This is a genomic window from Weissella muntiaci, assembly GCF_008107635.1.
GTDB classification, from domain to species: Bacteria; Bacillota; Bacilli; order Lactobacillales; family Lactobacillaceae; genus Weissella; species Weissella muntiaci.
In genome coordinates this window covers 69,370-85,896 of the sequence record NZ_SDGZ01000020.1, presented here as the reverse complement: position 1 = coordinate 85,896, position 16,527 = coordinate 69,370, and the positions used below count along the sequence as shown (strand labels likewise).

Annotated in this window: 17 protein-coding genes; 14 read left to right on the top strand and 3 right to left on the bottom strand. The window is 41.8% G+C overall.

The annotated features are described in order from the left end of the window. Window positions 1-21: 21 nt before the first annotated feature. Window positions 22-414, bottom strand: coding sequence for an SMU1112c/YaeR family gloxylase I-like metalloprotein (gene gloA2 / locus ESZ50_RS08900; protein WP_148623211.1), 393 nt, complete (start codon window positions 412-414; stop codon window positions 22-24). Between the two features lie 110 nt (window positions 415-524). On the opposite strand from gloA2, the gene ESZ50_RS08895 reads away from it, so the two are divergent. Then, window positions 525-1,988 (top strand): MDR family MFS transporter, encoded by a 1,464-nt coding sequence (locus ESZ50_RS08895; RefSeq protein ID WP_246111537.1) that lies wholly within the window; start codon window positions 525-527, stop codon window positions 1,986-1,988. Between the two features lie 33 nt (window positions 1,989-2,021). On the opposite strand, the gene ESZ50_RS08890 is transcribed toward ESZ50_RS08895, so the two are convergent. Beyond that, a complete protein-coding gene (locus ESZ50_RS08890) occupies window positions 2,022-2,318 on the bottom strand; it encodes a hypothetical protein (RefSeq protein ID WP_148623210.1) in 297 nt (98 codons plus the stop codon). A gap of 131 nt (window positions 2,319-2,449) precedes the next feature. Between ESZ50_RS08890 and ESZ50_RS08885 the strand changes: the two genes are divergently transcribed. From ESZ50_RS08885 to ESZ50_RS11930, 12 genes are all read left to right on the top strand, one after another. Further along, window positions 2,450-3,346: a YihY/virulence factor BrkB family protein gene (locus ESZ50_RS08885; protein ID WP_148623209.1), complete on the top strand. Its 897-nt coding sequence runs from the start codon at window positions 2,450-2,452 to the stop codon at window positions 3,344-3,346. 133 nt (window positions 3,347-3,479) lie between these two features. Further along, window positions 3,480-6,341 (top strand): excinuclease ABC subunit UvrA, encoded by a 2,862-nt coding sequence (gene uvrA / locus ESZ50_RS08880; protein WP_148623208.1) that lies wholly within the window; start codon window positions 3,480-3,482, stop codon window positions 6,339-6,341. 279 nt (window positions 6,342-6,620) lie between these two features. Then, the gene (locus tag ESZ50_RS08875; RefSeq protein ID WP_148623207.1) at window positions 6,621-7,124 is read left to right on the top strand and encodes a GNAT family N-acetyltransferase; all 504 of its coding nucleotides are present in this window, start codon (window positions 6,621-6,623) and stop codon (window positions 7,122-7,124) included. 70 nt (window positions 7,125-7,194) lie between these two features. After that, window positions 7,195-7,320, top strand: coding sequence for a putative metal homeostasis protein (locus ESZ50_RS08870; protein WP_148623206.1), 126 nt, complete (start codon window positions 7,195-7,197; stop codon window positions 7,318-7,320). 130 nt (window positions 7,321-7,450) lie between these two features. Next, window positions 7,451-8,344, top strand: coding sequence for an RNase adapter RapZ (gene rapZ, locus ESZ50_RS08865; RefSeq protein ID WP_148623205.1), 894 nt, complete (start codon window positions 7,451-7,453; stop codon window positions 8,342-8,344). Beyond that, window positions 8,341-9,369 (top strand): gluconeogenesis factor YvcK family protein, encoded by a 1,029-nt coding sequence (locus tag ESZ50_RS08860; RefSeq protein ID WP_187387603.1) that lies wholly within the window; start codon window positions 8,341-8,343, stop codon window positions 9,367-9,369. Before rapZ ends, ESZ50_RS08860 begins: the two co-directional genes overlap by 4 nt. A gap of 14 nt (window positions 9,370-9,383) precedes the next feature. Next, window positions 9,384-10,337, top strand: coding sequence for a DNA-binding protein WhiA (gene whiA / locus ESZ50_RS08855; RefSeq protein ID WP_148623204.1), 954 nt, complete (start codon window positions 9,384-9,386; stop codon window positions 10,335-10,337). Between the two features lie 72 nt (window positions 10,338-10,409). Beyond that, complete coding sequence (locus tag ESZ50_RS08850) at window positions 10,410-11,003, top strand: ATP-dependent Clp protease proteolytic subunit (protein WP_148623203.1); 594 nt, start codon at window positions 10,410-10,412, stop codon at window positions 11,001-11,003. Between the two features lie 353 nt (window positions 11,004-11,356). After that, a complete protein-coding gene (locus ESZ50_RS08845) occupies window positions 11,357-12,352 on the top strand; it encodes a D-2-hydroxyacid dehydrogenase (protein WP_148623202.1) in 996 nt (331 codons plus the stop codon). A 33-nt stretch (window positions 12,353-12,385) separates the two neighbouring features. After that, window positions 12,386-13,534: a PTS sugar transporter subunit IIC gene (locus ESZ50_RS08840; protein ID WP_148623201.1), complete on the top strand. Its 1,149-nt coding sequence runs from the start codon at window positions 12,386-12,388 to the stop codon at window positions 13,532-13,534. Between the two features lie 178 nt (window positions 13,535-13,712). Next, a complete protein-coding gene (locus tag ESZ50_RS08835) occupies window positions 13,713-14,330 on the top strand; it encodes a GyrI-like domain-containing protein (protein WP_148623200.1) in 618 nt (205 codons plus the stop codon). A 179-nt stretch (window positions 14,331-14,509) separates the two neighbouring features. Then, a complete protein-coding gene (locus ESZ50_RS11930) occupies window positions 14,510-14,632 on the top strand; it encodes a hypothetical protein (RefSeq protein WP_281282890.1) in 123 nt (40 codons plus the stop codon). Between the two features lie 67 nt (window positions 14,633-14,699). Here ESZ50_RS11930 and rpmF read toward each other — a convergent pair whose 3' ends face one another. Then, entirely contained in the window at window positions 14,700-14,873 is a 174-nt protein-coding gene (gene rpmF, locus ESZ50_RS08830) for a 50S ribosomal protein L32 (protein WP_148623199.1), read from the bottom strand. A 284-nt stretch (window positions 14,874-15,157) separates the two neighbouring features. On the opposite strand from rpmF, the gene ESZ50_RS08825 reads away from it, so the two are divergent. Further along, window positions 15,158-16,513 (top strand): Nramp family divalent metal transporter, encoded by a 1,356-nt coding sequence (locus ESZ50_RS08825; RefSeq protein ID WP_148623198.1) that lies wholly within the window; start codon window positions 15,158-15,160, stop codon window positions 16,511-16,513. Window positions 16,514-16,527 lie beyond the last annotated feature (14 nt).

Genomic DNA, 16,527 nt, shown 5'->3' with positions numbered 1-16,527 from the left:
TGGCAGTCAGTTCGTTTTTATTTATTCGTGGAGTTCAAGTGGCAACATATCAGGGTCGTAAAAGAAAGTCATCTGCTTGTGAGTGAAATCGTCAGTTCGAAGGGGTTCGACGGTCACACCTTGTTCTTTTAGGTAAGCGATCGTTTCATTAATTTGATTGGTAGTAAAGGCTAGGTGACGTAGGCCGAGTGCTTCAGGATAACTTGGCCGGTCTGGTGCATCTGGTTTGATGAAGATCTCTAGCTCTGTACCATCTGCTAGTGCTAAATCTAATTTAGCATCACCTTTATCTGGCCGAATGTTTTCGCGGATGATCGGCAGATTTAAAATGTCGACATAGAAATGTTTTGTCTGTTCATAATCGCTCGCGATAATTGCAAGATGATGAATTTGTGAAAATTTAGGTTGATCCATTAAGCTAACTCACTTTCTGTTGATAGATATTAATCAAGACAGTTTTATTGTGGCATAAGTCCTTGTGGTAAGATAGTCCTTGATAAACTTTAGAAGGTGAGTATGGTGCATTGACAGAGAGAGAAAATGGACGACACCGGGCATTGATTACAGCGGCCATTCTGCTGGCGACTTTTATGACGGCAGTGGAAGGAACGGTGATATCAACGGCGATGCCGACGATTGTTGGTGAACTGCATGGCATTACGCTAATGAGCTGGGTCTTTAGCATCTACATGTTGTTTACAGCAATCACAACCCCGATTTATGGTAAGTTAGCGGATGTTCTAGGACGGAAGCCAGCCATGATGACGGGATTGCTGATATTTTTGCTGGGTTCAATTATGTCAGGATTATCGGACAGTATGTCCGTATTAATCTTTTGGCGCGCGGTGCAGGGGATTGGAGCTGGCGGGATTATGCCAGTAGCTTTCACAATCTTGGCCGATATCTATCCTCCTGAGAAACGTGCAACTATGATGGGCCTAAATTCAACGGCTTGGGGTGTCGCTTCGATGATTGGTCCCTTAATTGGTGGCTATTTAGTCGAAGTATTATCGTGGCACTGGGTATTCTTTATTAACGTACCAATCGGGATTCTAACCATGTTGATTTTGCTGGTTTACTTGCATGACCAGGTTGAACGACGTAAGGTCGTGATTGATTATTGGGGCATTCTTTGGATGACGGGGTTGATGACGACAATGTTATTGGCGCTTGAAATGGTTTCACAGCAGCAGTGGTTATGGATGTTAGGGTTCGCAGTTGCAACAGGCTTGTTAATTTGGTTGTTCATCCGGCGCGAGCGCCACTTCGTTGAACCGCTGATTGATCTGGAAATGTTTAAGTCACTTGACTTTACGAATGCGAATTTATTGGCGGCCTTAGCAACTGGATTCATCACGGCTTACAATATTTATATGCCAACTTGGGTTCAAGCACTCACGGGGATGCAACCATCAGTAGCGGGCTTTGTCGTTACGCCAAGCTCAATTGTTTGGATGATTGGGGCAGTCTTGGCGGGCCGAATCATGGCGAAGTATGATGCGCAGCGTTTATTTGAATGGAGTTTACTCTTGGGACTCGGGTACGCAATCCTGTTAGCAACTTTGCCGGTCAACACGACGTTTAATTTCTTCTTGTTGACTGGATTTATCTTTGGTTTATCAATGGGTGCAACAATCACAGGAACGACAGTGGTTGCACAACAATCAGTTGACCAAAGACAACTGGGAATGGCTACTTCGGTAAATACTTTGGGACGATCATTGTCGCAAACTTTGACGACCACAATCTATGGAGTAATCCTGAATGTTTCGATGATTTTTGCCTTGAAGGCGTATCCACAAATTAAGTTCACGGAATTAAACCAATTGATTAACCCAGCAACTGCAGGAAAGTTACCAGCAGCACACTTGCCAATTCTTCGACAGATTATGCTTACTGGACTCCATAATATCTTTTGGGCAGGGGCAATCTTCTTGGCATTCGCATTAATCTTGAATCGACGTGCAAAACACAAATTGAGATTTTAAAAAGGCTTGGTACTGAGGTGTACCAAGCCTTTTTTACTTGCCTTTTTCAGTGTGAAGCGGGATAAAAGTGTCTAGAGCAGACCAGAAGCCGACCGAGATGAAAATAATCAGGAAGTGCCAAAAAATAGTCGTCAAAGCGTTTCCGTAGATGTTGGAATATGTATTGATTGGTCGCTTTTGAATTACTAAGATAACGACTTCTTCAACTGCGATGATCAAGGCAGTCAGGGCAATTGATGCAACAAAGATGACACCGAGTAATAAAAAGCCAGATGCGATATGTTCTAAAATCCAACGAAAGGACCAAGGACGAGCTCGACGATGCTGCATGACAAATATTCCCTTTCTAAACATATTTAATACCAATTATTATAGCAGACTTATATTTAGAATCACGAAATCTTTGACGTCTCTTTATAAATGGTTGATACTTGTAGGGATAAGTTACGAAGGAGTTTTGCATGCAAAAAGTAAAAATAACGTTCGTTAAGTATGCTGAACGCTGGCAAATTCGCTCGCTAATGTTGTACATACAGCGAGCAAATCTAACAAATGCGGGGGCAACGATTGCGTACTATACAATTCTTTCCTTAGTGCCTGTGTTGATGTCAATTGGGTCAGTTGCCGCCATGGTAGGCTTTGACCATAATGAGTTATATGAATTGATGAGTAATTCCCTGCCTAAAAATATTGTTAGTATCCTTGACCCAATTTTAGTTTCGGTCCTAAAGGGAAATGCTGGGACATTGTCTTTTGCCTTGTTAGTGGCCTTGTGGGGAGCTAGTCGTGTCTTGGGCGTTATTAGAACATCTTTTAATACGGTCCATGATGTTTCTGAGCGAATTAGTTCAATTTTTGCGCGATTATTTGGCTTCTTATGGCTATTCGTGCTATTGGCCGGAGCAGGAGTAGTGATTCTGGGAATGTCGGTGGCACGGGTGTTTGTTGACTCTGTGAATATCAGAGTCCCCTTGATCACGGATCTTTTGGATCAAAGTCAATTTTATGGTGCGATTGGCTTGTGGGTGTTATTGGTGCTCTTTAATTTGGCTTTGCCAGCCTTACGCTTGCGACGTAAAACAGTGATGATTGGTTCGGCGATTGAAACCTTGATGCTGGTTGTATTGAATCATGGTTTCACTTGGTATGCGACTTTTGCGATTAGAAATGCCAGTTTCTACCAAACGCTGGGAACAGTGCTGATTCTGATGGTTTACGTCAACTTAATTGGGGTTATTCTGGTATTGACGCATGTGATAATTGCCTGGTTGGGCGATCTCATGAATCCTGATTTGGGACAGCCTGACAAATTGCCGATGCAAGCAAAGGGCAACGGCTTGAAAGCTAACAGCAAGTAAAATATGCATGAAGTGCTACAATATTCGAGTAGCATTTTTTTATTAAATCGGATTAGGTGTAACTTAACAAAAATACTTTTTATGCGTATAATAGACGTATTAATGATAAATACAAAAAATAAGGAGATAATTCATGGCCAATGATTGGATTAGCATCCATGGGGCGCGAGCTCACAATCTTAAGAATGTAGATGTTGAGATTCCACGTGAAAAATTTGTGGTTTTGACCGGTCTTTCGGGATCAGGTAAGAGTTCACTGGCTTTTGACACGTTGTATGCTGAGGGGCAGCGACGATATGTTGAGAGTCTATCGGCGTATGCGCGCCAGTTTTTGGGACAGATGGATAAGCCTGATGTTGACTCGATTGATGGTTTGAGTCCAGCAATCTCAATTGATCAGAAGACAACTTCTAAGAATCCACGTTCGACAGTTGGAACGGTGACTGAGATTAATGATTATTATCGGTTGCTGTATGCCCGGGTTGGTAAGCCTGATGCGGCGGCCGATGGGACGATTGTTAAACAATCGATTGATCAGATGCTAAATTATCTCTTTGATACTTTGGCCGAGGGAGCTCGGATGCAAATTCTTGCACCGATTGTTCAGCATCGCCGTGGTTCGCATGCGACTGCTTTGGAAAAGATTCGTAAGGAAGGTTTCGTCAGAATTGTTGTTGATGGAGTCACACACGAAATCACTGATGAACTGACCCTAGATAAAAATAAGTATCATGATATCGCAATTATGGTTGATCGGATTATTCTAAGAGATAGTTCACGGGCACGTTTGTTTGAGTCATTTGAGTCAGCACTACGAATGGCTGATGGAATGGTGACCGTTGAAGAGGTTGATGGTGCAAGTTTAACCTTTTCAGATCACTATACGGGCGAATTGCGTGATTTTGCAGTTGGTAAGTTAGAGCCACAACTGTTTTCTTTTAATGCACCTCTAGGTGCCTGTCCTGTTTGTGGTGGTTTAGGGGTAACGCAAGAAGTCGATGTTGACTTGGTTGTACCAGACCGTAGCAAAACCTTGGCTGAAGGTGCAATGGCAGCTTGGAATCCAATTTCATCAAGCTACTATCCTGAAATGTTGCGTCAGTTTGCTGAGCAAAATGATATTGACATGGATGTACCATTTGAAGATTTAACGGCGGCACAACAAGATTTGATTCTATATGGTTCTGGGGAAAAGACTTTCCACTTCCATTATGAAAATGATTTTGGCGGTATTCGTGATTTGGATGTTGTTTTTGAAGGGGTAATTAGCAATGTCGAACGGCGCTATCGTGAGTCGACATCTGATTTCACACGGGAACAGATGACACAATATATGAATGAATTACCTTGTTCAGCTTGTCATGGTTATCGTTTGAACCCTGGTGCTTTGTCTGTAAAAGTTGGTGGCAAGCATATTGGTCAAGTTTCTGAATTGCCGGTTGATCAAGAGTTGGCATTTTTTGAGACAGTATCTTTTGGAGAGCAAGACGCTGAAATTGCTGCACCAATTGTTAAGGAGATTAAGGATCGACTTAGCTTTTTAAAGAATGTTGGTTTGGATTATCTAACCTTATCACGGGCTGCTCGGACACTTTCTGGTGGAGAGGCACAGCGAATTCGATTAGCAACGCAGATTGGTTCAAATCTATCGGGAGTCATGTATGTGCTTGATGAGCCATCAATTGGTCTGCACCAACGTGATAATGATCGCTTGATTTCCTCATTAAAGCAGATGCGGGATCTGGGAAATACATTGATCGTGGTCGAACATGATGAAGACACGATGCTAGCAGCAGATTACTTGATTGATGTTGGACCAGGTGCTGGTGAACATGGTGGTCAAATTATTGCCGCTGGGACACCCGAGGATGTAAAGCTCAATGAAGCATCCTTAACTGGTCAATACCTTGCCGGAAAGCGCTATATCCCAGTGCCTGATGTACGACGTGCTGGAAACGGTAATACGATCAAATTGACCGGAGCAGCTGAGAATAACTTGAAGAACGTTACTGCAGAATTCCCCTTGGGAAAGTTTGTTGCAGTGACCGGCGTTTCTGGTTCTGGAAAGTCAACTTTGGTTAATACTATCTTGAAGCGGGCGATGAAACATATCTTGAATAATAATTCAGAGAAGCCAGGTAAGTACAAGAAGATTACCGGACTAGAGAATATTGATAAGATTGTTGATATAGACCAATCACCAATTGGACGGACGCCACGTTCGAATCCAGCCACTTATACGGGTGTTTTCGATGACATTCGGACCCTCTTTGCGCAGACCAATGAAGCTAAATTGCGTGGTTACGCAAAGGGACGCTTCTCTTTCAATACGAAGGGTGGTCGTTGCGAGGCATGTAAGGGTGACGGCGTAATCAAGATTGAGATGAACTTTCTACCTGATGTTTATGTGACATGTGAGGTTTGTGGTGGAACGCGCTACAACTCAGAGACCTTGGAAGTAACTTATCGTGGCTTGTCAATTGCACAAGTCCTAGATTTGACAGTTGATGAGGCTTTGGACTTCTTCGCGCCAATTCCTAAGATTCACCGTAAGCTTCAAACAATCGTTGATGTCGGGCTTGGATATGTTACGCTTGGTCAATCAGCGACAACTTTGTCAGGTGGGGAAGCACAACGAATGAAGTTGGCGTCTGAGCTCCAAAGAAAGTCAACGGGTAAGACCTTTTACATTTTGGACGAGCCAACAACGGGACTTCATGTTGACGATATTGCACGCTTACTAGAGGTATTACAACGGCTTGTTGATAGTGGTAATACGGTGCTGGTGATTGAGCATAACCTTGATGTCATTAAGACTGCTGATTGGCTGATTGATTTGGGTCCTGAAGGCGGTGAAGGTGGCGGTGAGATTCTAGCTAGTGGTACACCGGAGACAATTGCGAATGTTAAGGCATCATATACCGGTCGGTATCTTGGACCAATTATGGCGCGTGATCGAGCGCGTGCTGAGCATGATGCAAGTATTGCAAAATAGCGTCTTTAAGCTCCATTAATTATTCATTGAATGTAGCGTTAAGTTTAGCGCTTTAAGATATAAATTGTTGAAAGGGTAACAGCTTTTAACAGTAAATAGCTAGAAAAATTTCTTACTTTTTTACTCCTATTACAGAGTTGTAACCCAGCAACTTTGCATAACCTACTCCTAAAAATGTGATTATTTACCCAAGAATAATTACGCAGAGAACACCAAACGCTTTGTTTGGTGTTTTTTGTTTCTGATAGGATATAATCAATGCAACGGAGGGGTATTAAAATGCGTTTAAGACCATTAGAGAAAAGTGATTTACCTTATATTTATCAGCAGGAGAATTCACGAAAAGTGATGGCACTATGGTTTGAAGAACCATACACGTCGTTTGATGAACTACAAATTTTGTACGATCGACATGTCTTGGATCAAACAGAACGTCGCTTCGTAATTGAGGACCATGATGATTTCATCGGAGTGGTGGAATTAATGTACATTGATAACTTACATCGCAATGCTGAAATTCAGATTATTATTAATAGTGAGTATCAAGGACAAGGTTATGCGCAAGCAAGTATCTTGAAGGGATTAGATTATGCCTTTAAGGTTTTGAATATGCACAAGGTTTATCTATATGTTGATGTATCAAATGCCGCGGCGATTCATATCTATCGTAAAGTTGGCTTTGTGGAAGAGGGCCATTTGCGGCAACATTTTTTTGCAGAGGGTGCGTATCATGACAGTTTGGTTATGGGGATTTTGGCAACTGAGTTCAAACATCAGAGCTAATACTTGAAAAGATTTGCAATGGCGTGTATACTTACATTCTGTAAGTTAAAGAAAATAAGAGGTGACAATTATGGCTGGAGAAAAGTTAGATGTAGCTTCTGCTCGTCGTAAGATGAAGAGTCCTAACATTAAGACTCGTAAGCGTGCGTTAAAGGCACTGCATGATGCAAGGCGTCAAAAGACAAGCAAAAAGTAAGCATAAGTTAATCGACATTGTGAGGACTGGGGTAGCGTTGAGCTAACCGAGTCTTTTTTCTTTGGAACGAACCACCACATAAGTAAGTAGTTAATATATAATGGAACTTAGGAATATAAGGAGGCTTGTCATGACGAAACGAGAATTAGTAATCGTTACTGGGATGAGCGGAGCTGGTAAGCGTGTGGCAATGGATGCGCTTGAAGATGTAGGTTATTATTCGGTTGATAATCTGCCACCACAAATGCTCCCTGATTTCTGGGATATGATTGAAAAAGATCCAGCATTTCATCGGGCGGCCGTGATGATCGATCTTCGTTCACAAAATTTCTTCCAAGACTTGAGTGGAATTATGCGAACGATGCTGCAAAATGCTAATCGAGATTATGATCTTAAATTGATTTACATTGATGCAAATGATGAAACGCTAGTTGCGCGATACAAAGAGACTCGGCGACAGCATCCCTTGTCGGCTGATAAAGGAACCTTATGGGGAATTCAGCAGGAACGCCGTCAATTAGTAGGAATTCGGGAGATGGCAACTGAGGTGATCCATACCGATGAACTAGAGGCACGTAAATTAAAGCAGTTAATTATCAGTAAATATGGTGATGAACTAGCGCAACAAAGTTTGTTTACGGTTCAGGTGATGAGTTTTGGCTATAAATATGGAATGCCAGTGGATGCTGACTTAGTGATTGATGTGCGTTTTTTGCCGAATCCTTACTATGTTAAGGAGTTGCGCGACTTAACCGGACTCGACGCAGCTGTTAGTGCATATGTGTGGAATAATCAAGACGCTCAGGATTTCTACCAACTTGAATTGCAGCGGATAAAGTGGCTTTTGCCACGATATAAAGCAGAGGGAAAGAGCACATTAACGATTGCCTTCGGGTGTACAGGCGGTCAACATCGTTCAACTGCTTTTGCACATCGGATGGCAGAGGATCTTAAAGCTGATTGGAAGATCAACGAATATCATCGGGATATTGAGCGCCGTAAAGAAGGAAGTGCCCGTGCATGAATAAGGACAATGAAACAATTGATACTTTAAAAGTGCACTCCGCCCCTAAGATTGTTGTAATCGGCGGTGGTTCTGGGCAACCAATCATCTTGAAGGGCCTCAAAAAGTGTCATGTTGATTTAACGGCGATTGTGACTGTGGCAGATGATGGGGGTTCTTCGGGAGCCTTACGAAACTATCTCAATATGGTGCCACCTGGAGATGTGCGAAACGTTTTATCAGTGTTAGCAAATGTTGATGAAGAAATTATTGATGTTTTTCAGTACCGCTTTAACTCAGATGATGACATGCTAGCGGGTCATGCCCTGGGAAACCTAATTTTGGCTTCAATTGCTGAACAGGATAATAGTATCTTTAGTGCAGTTAATCGTTTGTCGAAATTCTTTAAAGTGCAAGGGAATGTATTTCCCGTAGCGGATGAGCCACTAATTTTACACGCCGAATTTACGGATGGAACTGTACTTGATGGTGAGAGCGCAATTACGGCTGCTGGAAAGAAGATTAAGCACGTGTGGGTAACGCCACAGTTCACCTTAGATGAACATCGCTTGCCAGAAGCACCGTCTGAAGTAGTGAATGCAATTCTAAATGCAGACATTGTTGTGTTGGGTCCAGGCTCGTTGTTTACTTCGATTATGCCAAATCTGATGGTACCAAACGTAGCAGAAGCGTTGTTGGCAACGCGGGCAAAAGTGGTTTATGTAGCCAACATTATGACGCAAAAGGGCGAGACAGACGGTTATTCAGATGCAGATCATGTACGAGCAATTAATGAGCATGTTGGCGAACGGGTTGTGGATGCGGTGATTATGAATACAGCGCCGGTTCCAGATGATTATATTGATTGGAAAAAATGGAACGAGGTTTCAAAGCAGGTTATTTCTGATCCTGAGCATGTTCGGAGTGCTGGAGCTGTCCCTGTAGTGGGCAATCTACTAGAATTACGTGATGATGGCGCCTTTCATGATGGTGATAAGGTGGCTCAGTTAATCATGAAAATTGCAGAAGCTAAAAATATTGATTAACAGGGAGGAAGGCCATGTCATTTGCCAGTGATGTCAAAAAAGAGTTGACCATGCTTGAGATTACCAAGCCTGACAATGCTAAAGCAGAATTATCCGCCTTAATGCGTATGAATGGGTCGTTGGGCCTAGCAAATATGCGGTTCACGCTAAACGTCCAAACAGAAAATGCAGCTACAGCTCGCCGAATTTTATCACTTTTACAAAAATTCTATGATGTAAACTCAGAAATTTCCGTTCGGCGGCAAATGAAGTTGAAAAAGAATAATCTTTATATTGTAAGGGTGACTCAAGATGTTGATAAATTACTTGATGATTTGAGAATTTTTGAGAATTTTGAGCTTTTGCCGACGATCCCGGACAGTTGGTTGGCTGATGAGGGGATGGCGAGATCGTATTTACGGGGCGCCTTTTTGGCTGCTGGATCTGTTAATAATCCTGAAACTAGTCGGTATCACCTAGAGATTTACTCATTGTATGAGGAGCAGGCCATGCAGTTAGAAAATCTCATTAACCAGTTCGAATTAAATGCTAAAACGGTTGAGCGACGTTCTGGATACATCGTCTATCTAAAGGAAGCTGAAAAGATTGCCGACATGTTGAATTTAATTGGTGCAACTGAGGCGATGCTAAAATTTGAAGACGTTCGAATCGTGCGGGACATGCGCAACTCGGTTAACCGCTTGGTTAATGCAGAGCAAGCGAATATTGAGAAGACAGTTACGGCCAGTCAAAAGCAGGTTGATGATATCGAGTTTCTTGATGAAGAGATTGGTTTGCATAAGCTACCGGAGAAATTACGAGAGATGGCGCAGGTTCGACTCGAACATCGCGAAGAACCTTTGTCAGAATTGGGTAAATATATTGCTTCGGGAGCGATTTCGAAATCAGGTGTCAACCATCGATTGCGCAAATTGACGCAATTAGCGAATGACTTACGTGATGGCGGTGGTCTGCCAAAAGAGAATTAAGTAAAAGTTTGACCTTTTTTGACTAAGAGTATAAAATATAATCCATTCAATATTCCACAGGAGGAAATTTTGATGAATCCAATTCCATACGTTATCGAACAATCATCACGTGGTGAGCGTTCATATGATATTTTTTCACGTTTGTTGATTGACCGTATTATCATGGTGAATGGACCAATTGAGTCACAAATGGCGACAGCAATTATTGCCCAGCTTTTGTTCCTTGATGCCCAAGATCCTGATAAGGACATTTATATGTATATCAATTCGCCTGGTGGCGAAGTGAATGCCGGTATGGCTATCTTTGACACGATGAACTTTATTCGTGCGGATGTACAAACAATTGTGATTGGTTTGGCTGCTTCAATGGCTTCCGTTTTGGCATCATCTGGTGCTAAGGGAAAGCGATTTATTTTGCCTAACTCACAATTCATGATTCACCAACCATCAGGTGGTGCACAAGGGCAACAGACTGAGATTGCGATTGCTGCAGAAGAAATTTTGAAGACTCGTAAGAAGTTGAATGAGATTTTGGCCGCTAATACTGGTCGACCTTATGAAGAGGTTGAGCTTGATACGGAACGCGATCACTGGCTTGATGCCGAAGAATCATTGGCTTATGGTTTGGTCGACAAGATCATGACCTCAGCTAACGAACAAAAGTAATTTAGAAAAAAGAAAAACGTAAAAACGAATCTGACATGTTTGCCAAAGTGGTCAACAGCAGAGCGGTTTTACGTTTTTTTATCGTTTAATAAAGCCGTTAAATCACAGCTAATGATAAGAATTTACAAAATTATTTTGAGTGAATGAAAAAACTTTACCGTTCAATTATCAAGGAAATTAATACTATTTACAGGCAAAGGCCAGACGTAATTTACCTTTAAAACAATATTTTGGCGGAAATCGCTTACAATCGCTAAGTTACAAACGTACTAACAAGGGCAATTGTCGTTGACTTTTTCACAAATAAATACTTATAATTAGAGTTGTTATTGCACATTATACGGAGGAATATCATGAAGATTTTTGCATACGGAATTCGTGACGACGAGCAACCAGCTTTGAAGGATTGGATCGCTGCTAACCCAGAGGTTACAGTTGAATTCACTGATAAGCTTTTGGATCCAGAAACAGCTAAGTTGGCTGAAGGATTTGATGCTGTCAACGTTTACCAACAACTTGACTACACTCGCGAGACTTTGACAGCCTTGCACGAACTAGGAATTAACAAGATGTCATTGCGTAATGTTGGAACTGACAACATTGACTTTGACGCTGCACGTGAGTTTGATTTCTCAATCTCAAACGTTCCAGTTTACTCACCAAACGCAATTGCTGAGCACTCAATCATTCAAATGTCACGTGTGCTACGTCGCACAAAGGAATTGGATGCTAAGGTTGCTAAGCACGACTTGCGTTGGGCACCAACAATTGGTCGCGAGATGCGCATGCAAACAGTTGGTGTTATCGGTACTGGTAACATCGGCCGTGTTGCTATGCAAATCCTAAAGGGCTTTGGTGCTAAGGTAATTGCTTATGACTTGTTCCATAACGATCAAGTTGAAGCAGAAGGATTGTATGTAGATACTTTGGATGAATTGTATGCGCAAGCTGATGTTATTTCATTGTATGTACCTGGTGTACCTGCTAACCATCACATGATCAATGCAGAATCAATTGCAAAGATGAAGGATGGCGTGGTTATCGTTAACGCATCACGTGGAAACTTGATGGATATCGATGATGTAATCGCTGGTTTGGATTCAGGTAAGATTGCAGACTTCGCCATGGACGTTTATGAAGACGAAGTTGGTTTGTTCAATGTTGATTGGTCAAACAAGGAATTCCCAGATCCAAAGATCGCTGACTTGATTGCCCGCGAGAACGTTTTGGTTACACCTCATACTGCTTTCTATACTACGAAGGCTGTCTTGGAGATGGTTACTCAATCAATGGACGCTTCATTGGCATTCATTAATGGTGAGACCCCTAAGATTGCAGTTAAATATTAAGATCTTATCGATAAACTAGGAGTTTTTGGTTATATGAGTAACGAAGTTTTTGACGGTAATTACCGTTTCAATCTTAAAGATTTTCTCTTTAAGATTCTATCTGGGTCTGCGCAAGGTATTTTGATTGGTGTTTTGCCATCAGCAATCTTGAAGTATGTACTACGACCATTTATTCAAGACGGAATGCAATGGGCAATGAACTTGAACGCAATTTTGGTCTTGTTCTCATCATTCATTCCACTTTTGATTGGTTTGGCAATCGCCATGCAGTTCAAGATGAAGGCATTGGACGTTGGAGTTTTGACAATTGCTGTTGGAGCTGCTTCTGGTTCAATTAAGTGGGCTGCCGCACCAGCAGGATTTGTCAATCCGATTACTGGTGTTGCATCAAAGGCACCCGCCAATGTATACCTTGCATCTGGGGCAGGTGATGTGATCAATGCAATGATTGTTGCGGCAATCGGAGTATTGGTAATCTGGCTCGTTTACAAGTATCTCTGGGGCTTTGGAGCACTTGCAATTATTTTGAGCCCACTTGTTATCGGTGGTGGTGTTGGTTTGCTTGGTTTGACAATTGCACCAGCAGTTGCTCACGTGACGACTTGGCTTGGTGATATGGTGCAGTACTTTACTACACTATTGCCACTACCAATGTCGATCTTGATCGCGATGGCATTCTCATTCATTATCATCACACCAGTTTCAACAGTTGGAATTGCTTTGGCAATTTCACTTGCTGGTCTTGGATCAGGAGCGGCTGGAGTTGGGGTTGTTGCAACCACAGTTGTCTTGTTGATCAACTCAGTTAAGGTAAACAAGAAGGGAACTTCCGTTGCCATTTTCTTGGGTGCGATGAAGGGTATGATGCCATCAGTATTCAAGCGACCACAGATGATCTTGTCATTCTTGTTGACGGCAGCGATTTCAGCAATTCCAGTAGCAATGTTCAATGTTCAAGGAACACCAACAACTGCTGGATTTGGCTGGATTGGAATGGTTTCACCAATCCAATCATCAGTTATGGACACTGCTGACAAGGCGTTCCAAACGCATACGGTATCACCAATGATTGCAATTCTTACATTCTTTGTGGTTCCGATTATTGCAGGATTCTTCTCAGACTTCTTGTTTACTAAGGTAATCAAGGTTTATAAGCCAACCGACTTGCAACAAGAGTTGTAAGCAAGTGAGCTAAATAAAAATAAAAAGTTCTAAAATCATTCATGGTTTTAGAACTTTTTTTGTGCATACTTAAATCTAGTTGCTATTATATTTTTAGGATTAGTTGAAGACTAATTTACTTTTTCAGAAATTGTGTTAAACTAAATAAGTATCGTTATAAGAGGTTTGAATTAATTTTATGGATAAGATTGATTTCAAGAAGCGCGAGCAAGTATTTTATAATCCGAAGAAGGTATCGATTGTTGAGATACCTTCGATGCAATTCCTAGCAATTAGAGGAGTTGGTGATCCAAATACGAGCGCAGCATTTAAGCAAGCTATTACAACGCTGTACGCCGTTGCTTATAAAATCGCAATGGCTTGGCGAAAAGGGTACGAAATTCCAAATTTCTACCCGTATGTAATGCCACCCCTTGAGGGTCTTTGGACTAGTACCACGAGACCAGACGGAGATCTGGATAAGGCACAGTTAGTCTGGCAAATTATGTTGCGACAACCAGAATTTGTGGATGATACGGTATTGGCATGGGCTAAGACGCAAGTTGATCGTGAACTGGCGTTGGATGCGATCGAGCTGATTGAGCAGACGGATGGTCTAGTAGTTCAAGCACCACATCGTGGAAGTTTTGATACTGAGCAGGCTACTTTCACTGAGATGGAAACATTTGCTCTAGCGCAAGGTTATCGGCCCGTTATGCGTCAATATCATCATCGTGAAATATACTTGAGCGACGCTCGTAAAACAAGCCCTGAAAATCAGCGGGTCGTTTTACGTTTATTTATTGAAAAAGTGTAGATTGAATTTGGCGATTCAATATAGATTAATCTGTTAACCACTATGGTAGAGCATAGTGGATTATATAAAAACAACTAAAATCTTTTAATGAAAACCCTTTCTTTATTTTCGTGAATGATTATAATATTAATAGGGGTTTTGTGAAAGCGAATACAAAAAAGAATAAGGAGGTAATTTTGATGTCATTACTAGATGTACAAGCCAAAGAAATGGGCTTCAAAGATTGGAAAGATCTTCGTAAGAAGCTTCCTAACATTACAGCGCAACGGTTGATCAATGATCTTATCTTGAAGGAGCTTTAAGATGAATATCCGTGCAAAAAGAAAGACCTGAACCAAACAGAAGTTTGATTCAGGTCTTTCTTTTTAATTACTTAGGAGCAATAACTTGCTTACCCTTATAAGTGCCATCAGCGGCTACGTGGTGGTTACGTACATAAACACCGTTCTCGTTTTGATGGATAGTAGGTGTGTTAATTCCACCTTGACCACCGCGACGTGAGCGCTTAGCATTCTTTGAAGTTTTACGTGCAGGAACTGCCATAATGTTATCCTCCCTTACACCGCCGTGCCGGATTGGAATAGGCAGTGTTATTTGATAGTCATTTATTTTTTTCAACTATCCTAATTTACATGAAATTATGGAGAATGTCAATGTTTAGCGTGTGATAGTCTGTGATTTTTTTATAAAATAGCGTTGAAAGGAAGGGATGCGCTTACATTTGTGAATGCTAGTAAATGCCTTGCTAAAGGCATTTAAAGGTGTTTACAAATTTCAATATTAGGAACATAATAAGTGGTACCAAAAAACAAGGAGGAATTTTACTGATGAGCGATATTTCAGTAAAGGATCCAGCATTGGAAGCAAATGCCGGTCCAAGTTTGGCGGAAATCAACGGCACTGTGGAAGTACCACAAAGCGGGGGATTTCTCCGGAAGTTGATGGCGTGGAGTGGACCAGGAGCGTTAGTAGCTGTTGGTTACATGGATCCAGGTAACTGGATCACGTCAATTGTAGGTGGAGCAAAGTATCACTATTTGTTGATGTCTGTAGTCTTAATATCTAGTTTAATTGCGATGATGCTCCAATTTATGGCAGCTAAACTAGGCATTGTGGCGCAGAAGGACCTGGCACAGATGATTCGTGACTCAACGAATCGGACGACGGGTTGGATTTTATGGTTTGTAACAGAGCTTGCAATCATGGCGACCGATATGGCAGAAGTTATCGGTGCGGCAATTGCTATCAATCTGTTGTTTGGTTTCCCATTGATTTGGGGTGTATTGATTACTTCTGCGGACGTTTTGTTGTTATTGCTATTGATGAAACTTGGTTTCCGTAAAATCGAGGCAATTGTTGCGACACTGATATTAGTGATCCTAGTGATCTTCTTGTATATGGCGGTTTTGGCTAAGCCAGATATGGGGCAAGCAACAGTTAACTTGTTACCACATAGTGATATACTCAAGTCAGGACAATTAACATTAGCTTTGGGAATTGTCGGAGCGACTGTTATGCCGCACAATCTATATCTACATTCATCGATCTCACAGACACGTAAGATTGATCGAAGCAAGCCTAGTCGGATTCGGGAAGCTCTAAAGTTCACTGCCTGGGACTCAAACATCCAATTAACAGGGGCCTTTGTGGTGAACGCATTGCTCTTGATTGTTGGAGCAGCGTTGTTCTTTGGTCACAGTGATATGCAGGCCTTCGGCGACTTGTATCGAGCATTAAATAATAATCAGATTGTCGGAGCGATTGCTAGTCCCTTCCTTTCAATGTTGTTTGCGGTTGCCTTATTGGCATCAGGGCAAAATTCAACGATCACTGGGACGCTAACCGGGCAGATTATTATGGAAGGTTTCGCACATCTTCAATTACCAATGTGGGTTCAACGTGTTGTAACCCGTGGTTTGGCACTTGTGCCAATCATCATCTTCGCATTGATCTTTGGCGCAACTGAGGGGGCCTTGGATAACCTTTTGGTTTATTCACAGGTATTCTTGTCAGTTGCATTACCATTCTCGATGTTCCCGTTGATTTATTTCACTTCGCGTTCGAAGTTCATGGGTGAGTATAAGAATGCAACATGGATGACCGCGATTGCTTATGTTGTTGCTACCGCATTAACAGTTCTAAATTTCCAACTAATTGTTCAAACAGTTGCAATGATTTTCTAATTGTTTAAAAAAGG

What these genes read in the sequence shown, in the direction of transcription:
- ESZ50_RS08870 (WP_148623206.1), top strand. Translation starts at nt 7,195, where the DNA reads ATGGCTGGAGAAAAGTTAGATGTAGCTTCTGCTCGTCGTAAGATGAAG.
- ESZ50_RS08885 (WP_148623209.1), top strand. Translation starts at nt 2,450, where the DNA reads ATGCAAAAAGTAAAAATAACGTTCGTTAAGTATGCTGAACGCTGGCAA.
- ESZ50_RS08860 (WP_187387603.1), top strand. Translation starts at nt 8,341, where the DNA reads ATGAATAAGGACAATGAAACAATTGATACTTTAAAAGTGCACTCCGCC.
- ESZ50_RS08845 (WP_148623202.1), top strand. Translation starts at nt 11,357, where the DNA reads ATGAAGATTTTTGCATACGGAATTCGTGACGACGAGCAACCAGCTTTG.
- ESZ50_RS11930 (WP_281282890.1), top strand. Translation starts at nt 14,510, where the DNA reads ATGTCATTACTAGATGTACAAGCCAAAGAAATGGGCTTCAAAGATTGG.
- ESZ50_RS08825 (WP_148623198.1), top strand. Translation starts at nt 15,158, where the DNA reads ATGAGCGATATTTCAGTAAAGGATCCAGCATTGGAAGCAAATGCCGGT.
- whiA (WP_148623204.1), top strand. Translation starts at nt 9,384, where the DNA reads ATGTCATTTGCCAGTGATGTCAAAAAAGAGTTGACCATGCTTGAGATT.
- ESZ50_RS08875 (WP_148623207.1), top strand. Translation starts at nt 6,621, where the DNA reads ATGCGTTTAAGACCATTAGAGAAAAGTGATTTACCTTATATTTATCAG.
- ESZ50_RS08835 (WP_148623200.1), top strand. Translation starts at nt 13,713, where the DNA reads ATGGATAAGATTGATTTCAAGAAGCGCGAGCAAGTATTTTATAATCCG.
- ESZ50_RS08850 (WP_148623203.1), top strand. Translation starts at nt 10,410, where the DNA reads ATGAATCCAATTCCATACGTTATCGAACAATCATCACGTGGTGAGCGT.
- uvrA (WP_148623208.1), top strand. Translation starts at nt 3,480, where the DNA reads ATGGCCAATGATTGGATTAGCATCCATGGGGCGCGAGCTCACAATCTT.
- ESZ50_RS08890 (WP_148623210.1), bottom strand. Translation starts at nt 2,318, where the DNA reads ATGCAGCATCGTCGAGCTCGTCCTTGGTCCTTTCGTTGGATTTTAGAA.
- rapZ (WP_148623205.1), top strand. Translation starts at nt 7,451, where the DNA reads ATGACGAAACGAGAATTAGTAATCGTTACTGGGATGAGCGGAGCTGGT.
- rpmF (WP_148623199.1), bottom strand. Translation starts at nt 14,873, where the DNA reads ATGGCAGTTCCTGCACGTAAAACTTCAAAGAATGCTAAGCGCTCACGT.
- ESZ50_RS08840 (WP_148623201.1), top strand. Translation starts at nt 12,386, where the DNA reads ATGAGTAACGAAGTTTTTGACGGTAATTACCGTTTCAATCTTAAAGAT.
- gloA2 (WP_148623211.1), bottom strand. Translation starts at nt 414, where the DNA reads ATGGATCAACCTAAATTTTCACAAATTCATCATCTTGCAATTATCGCG.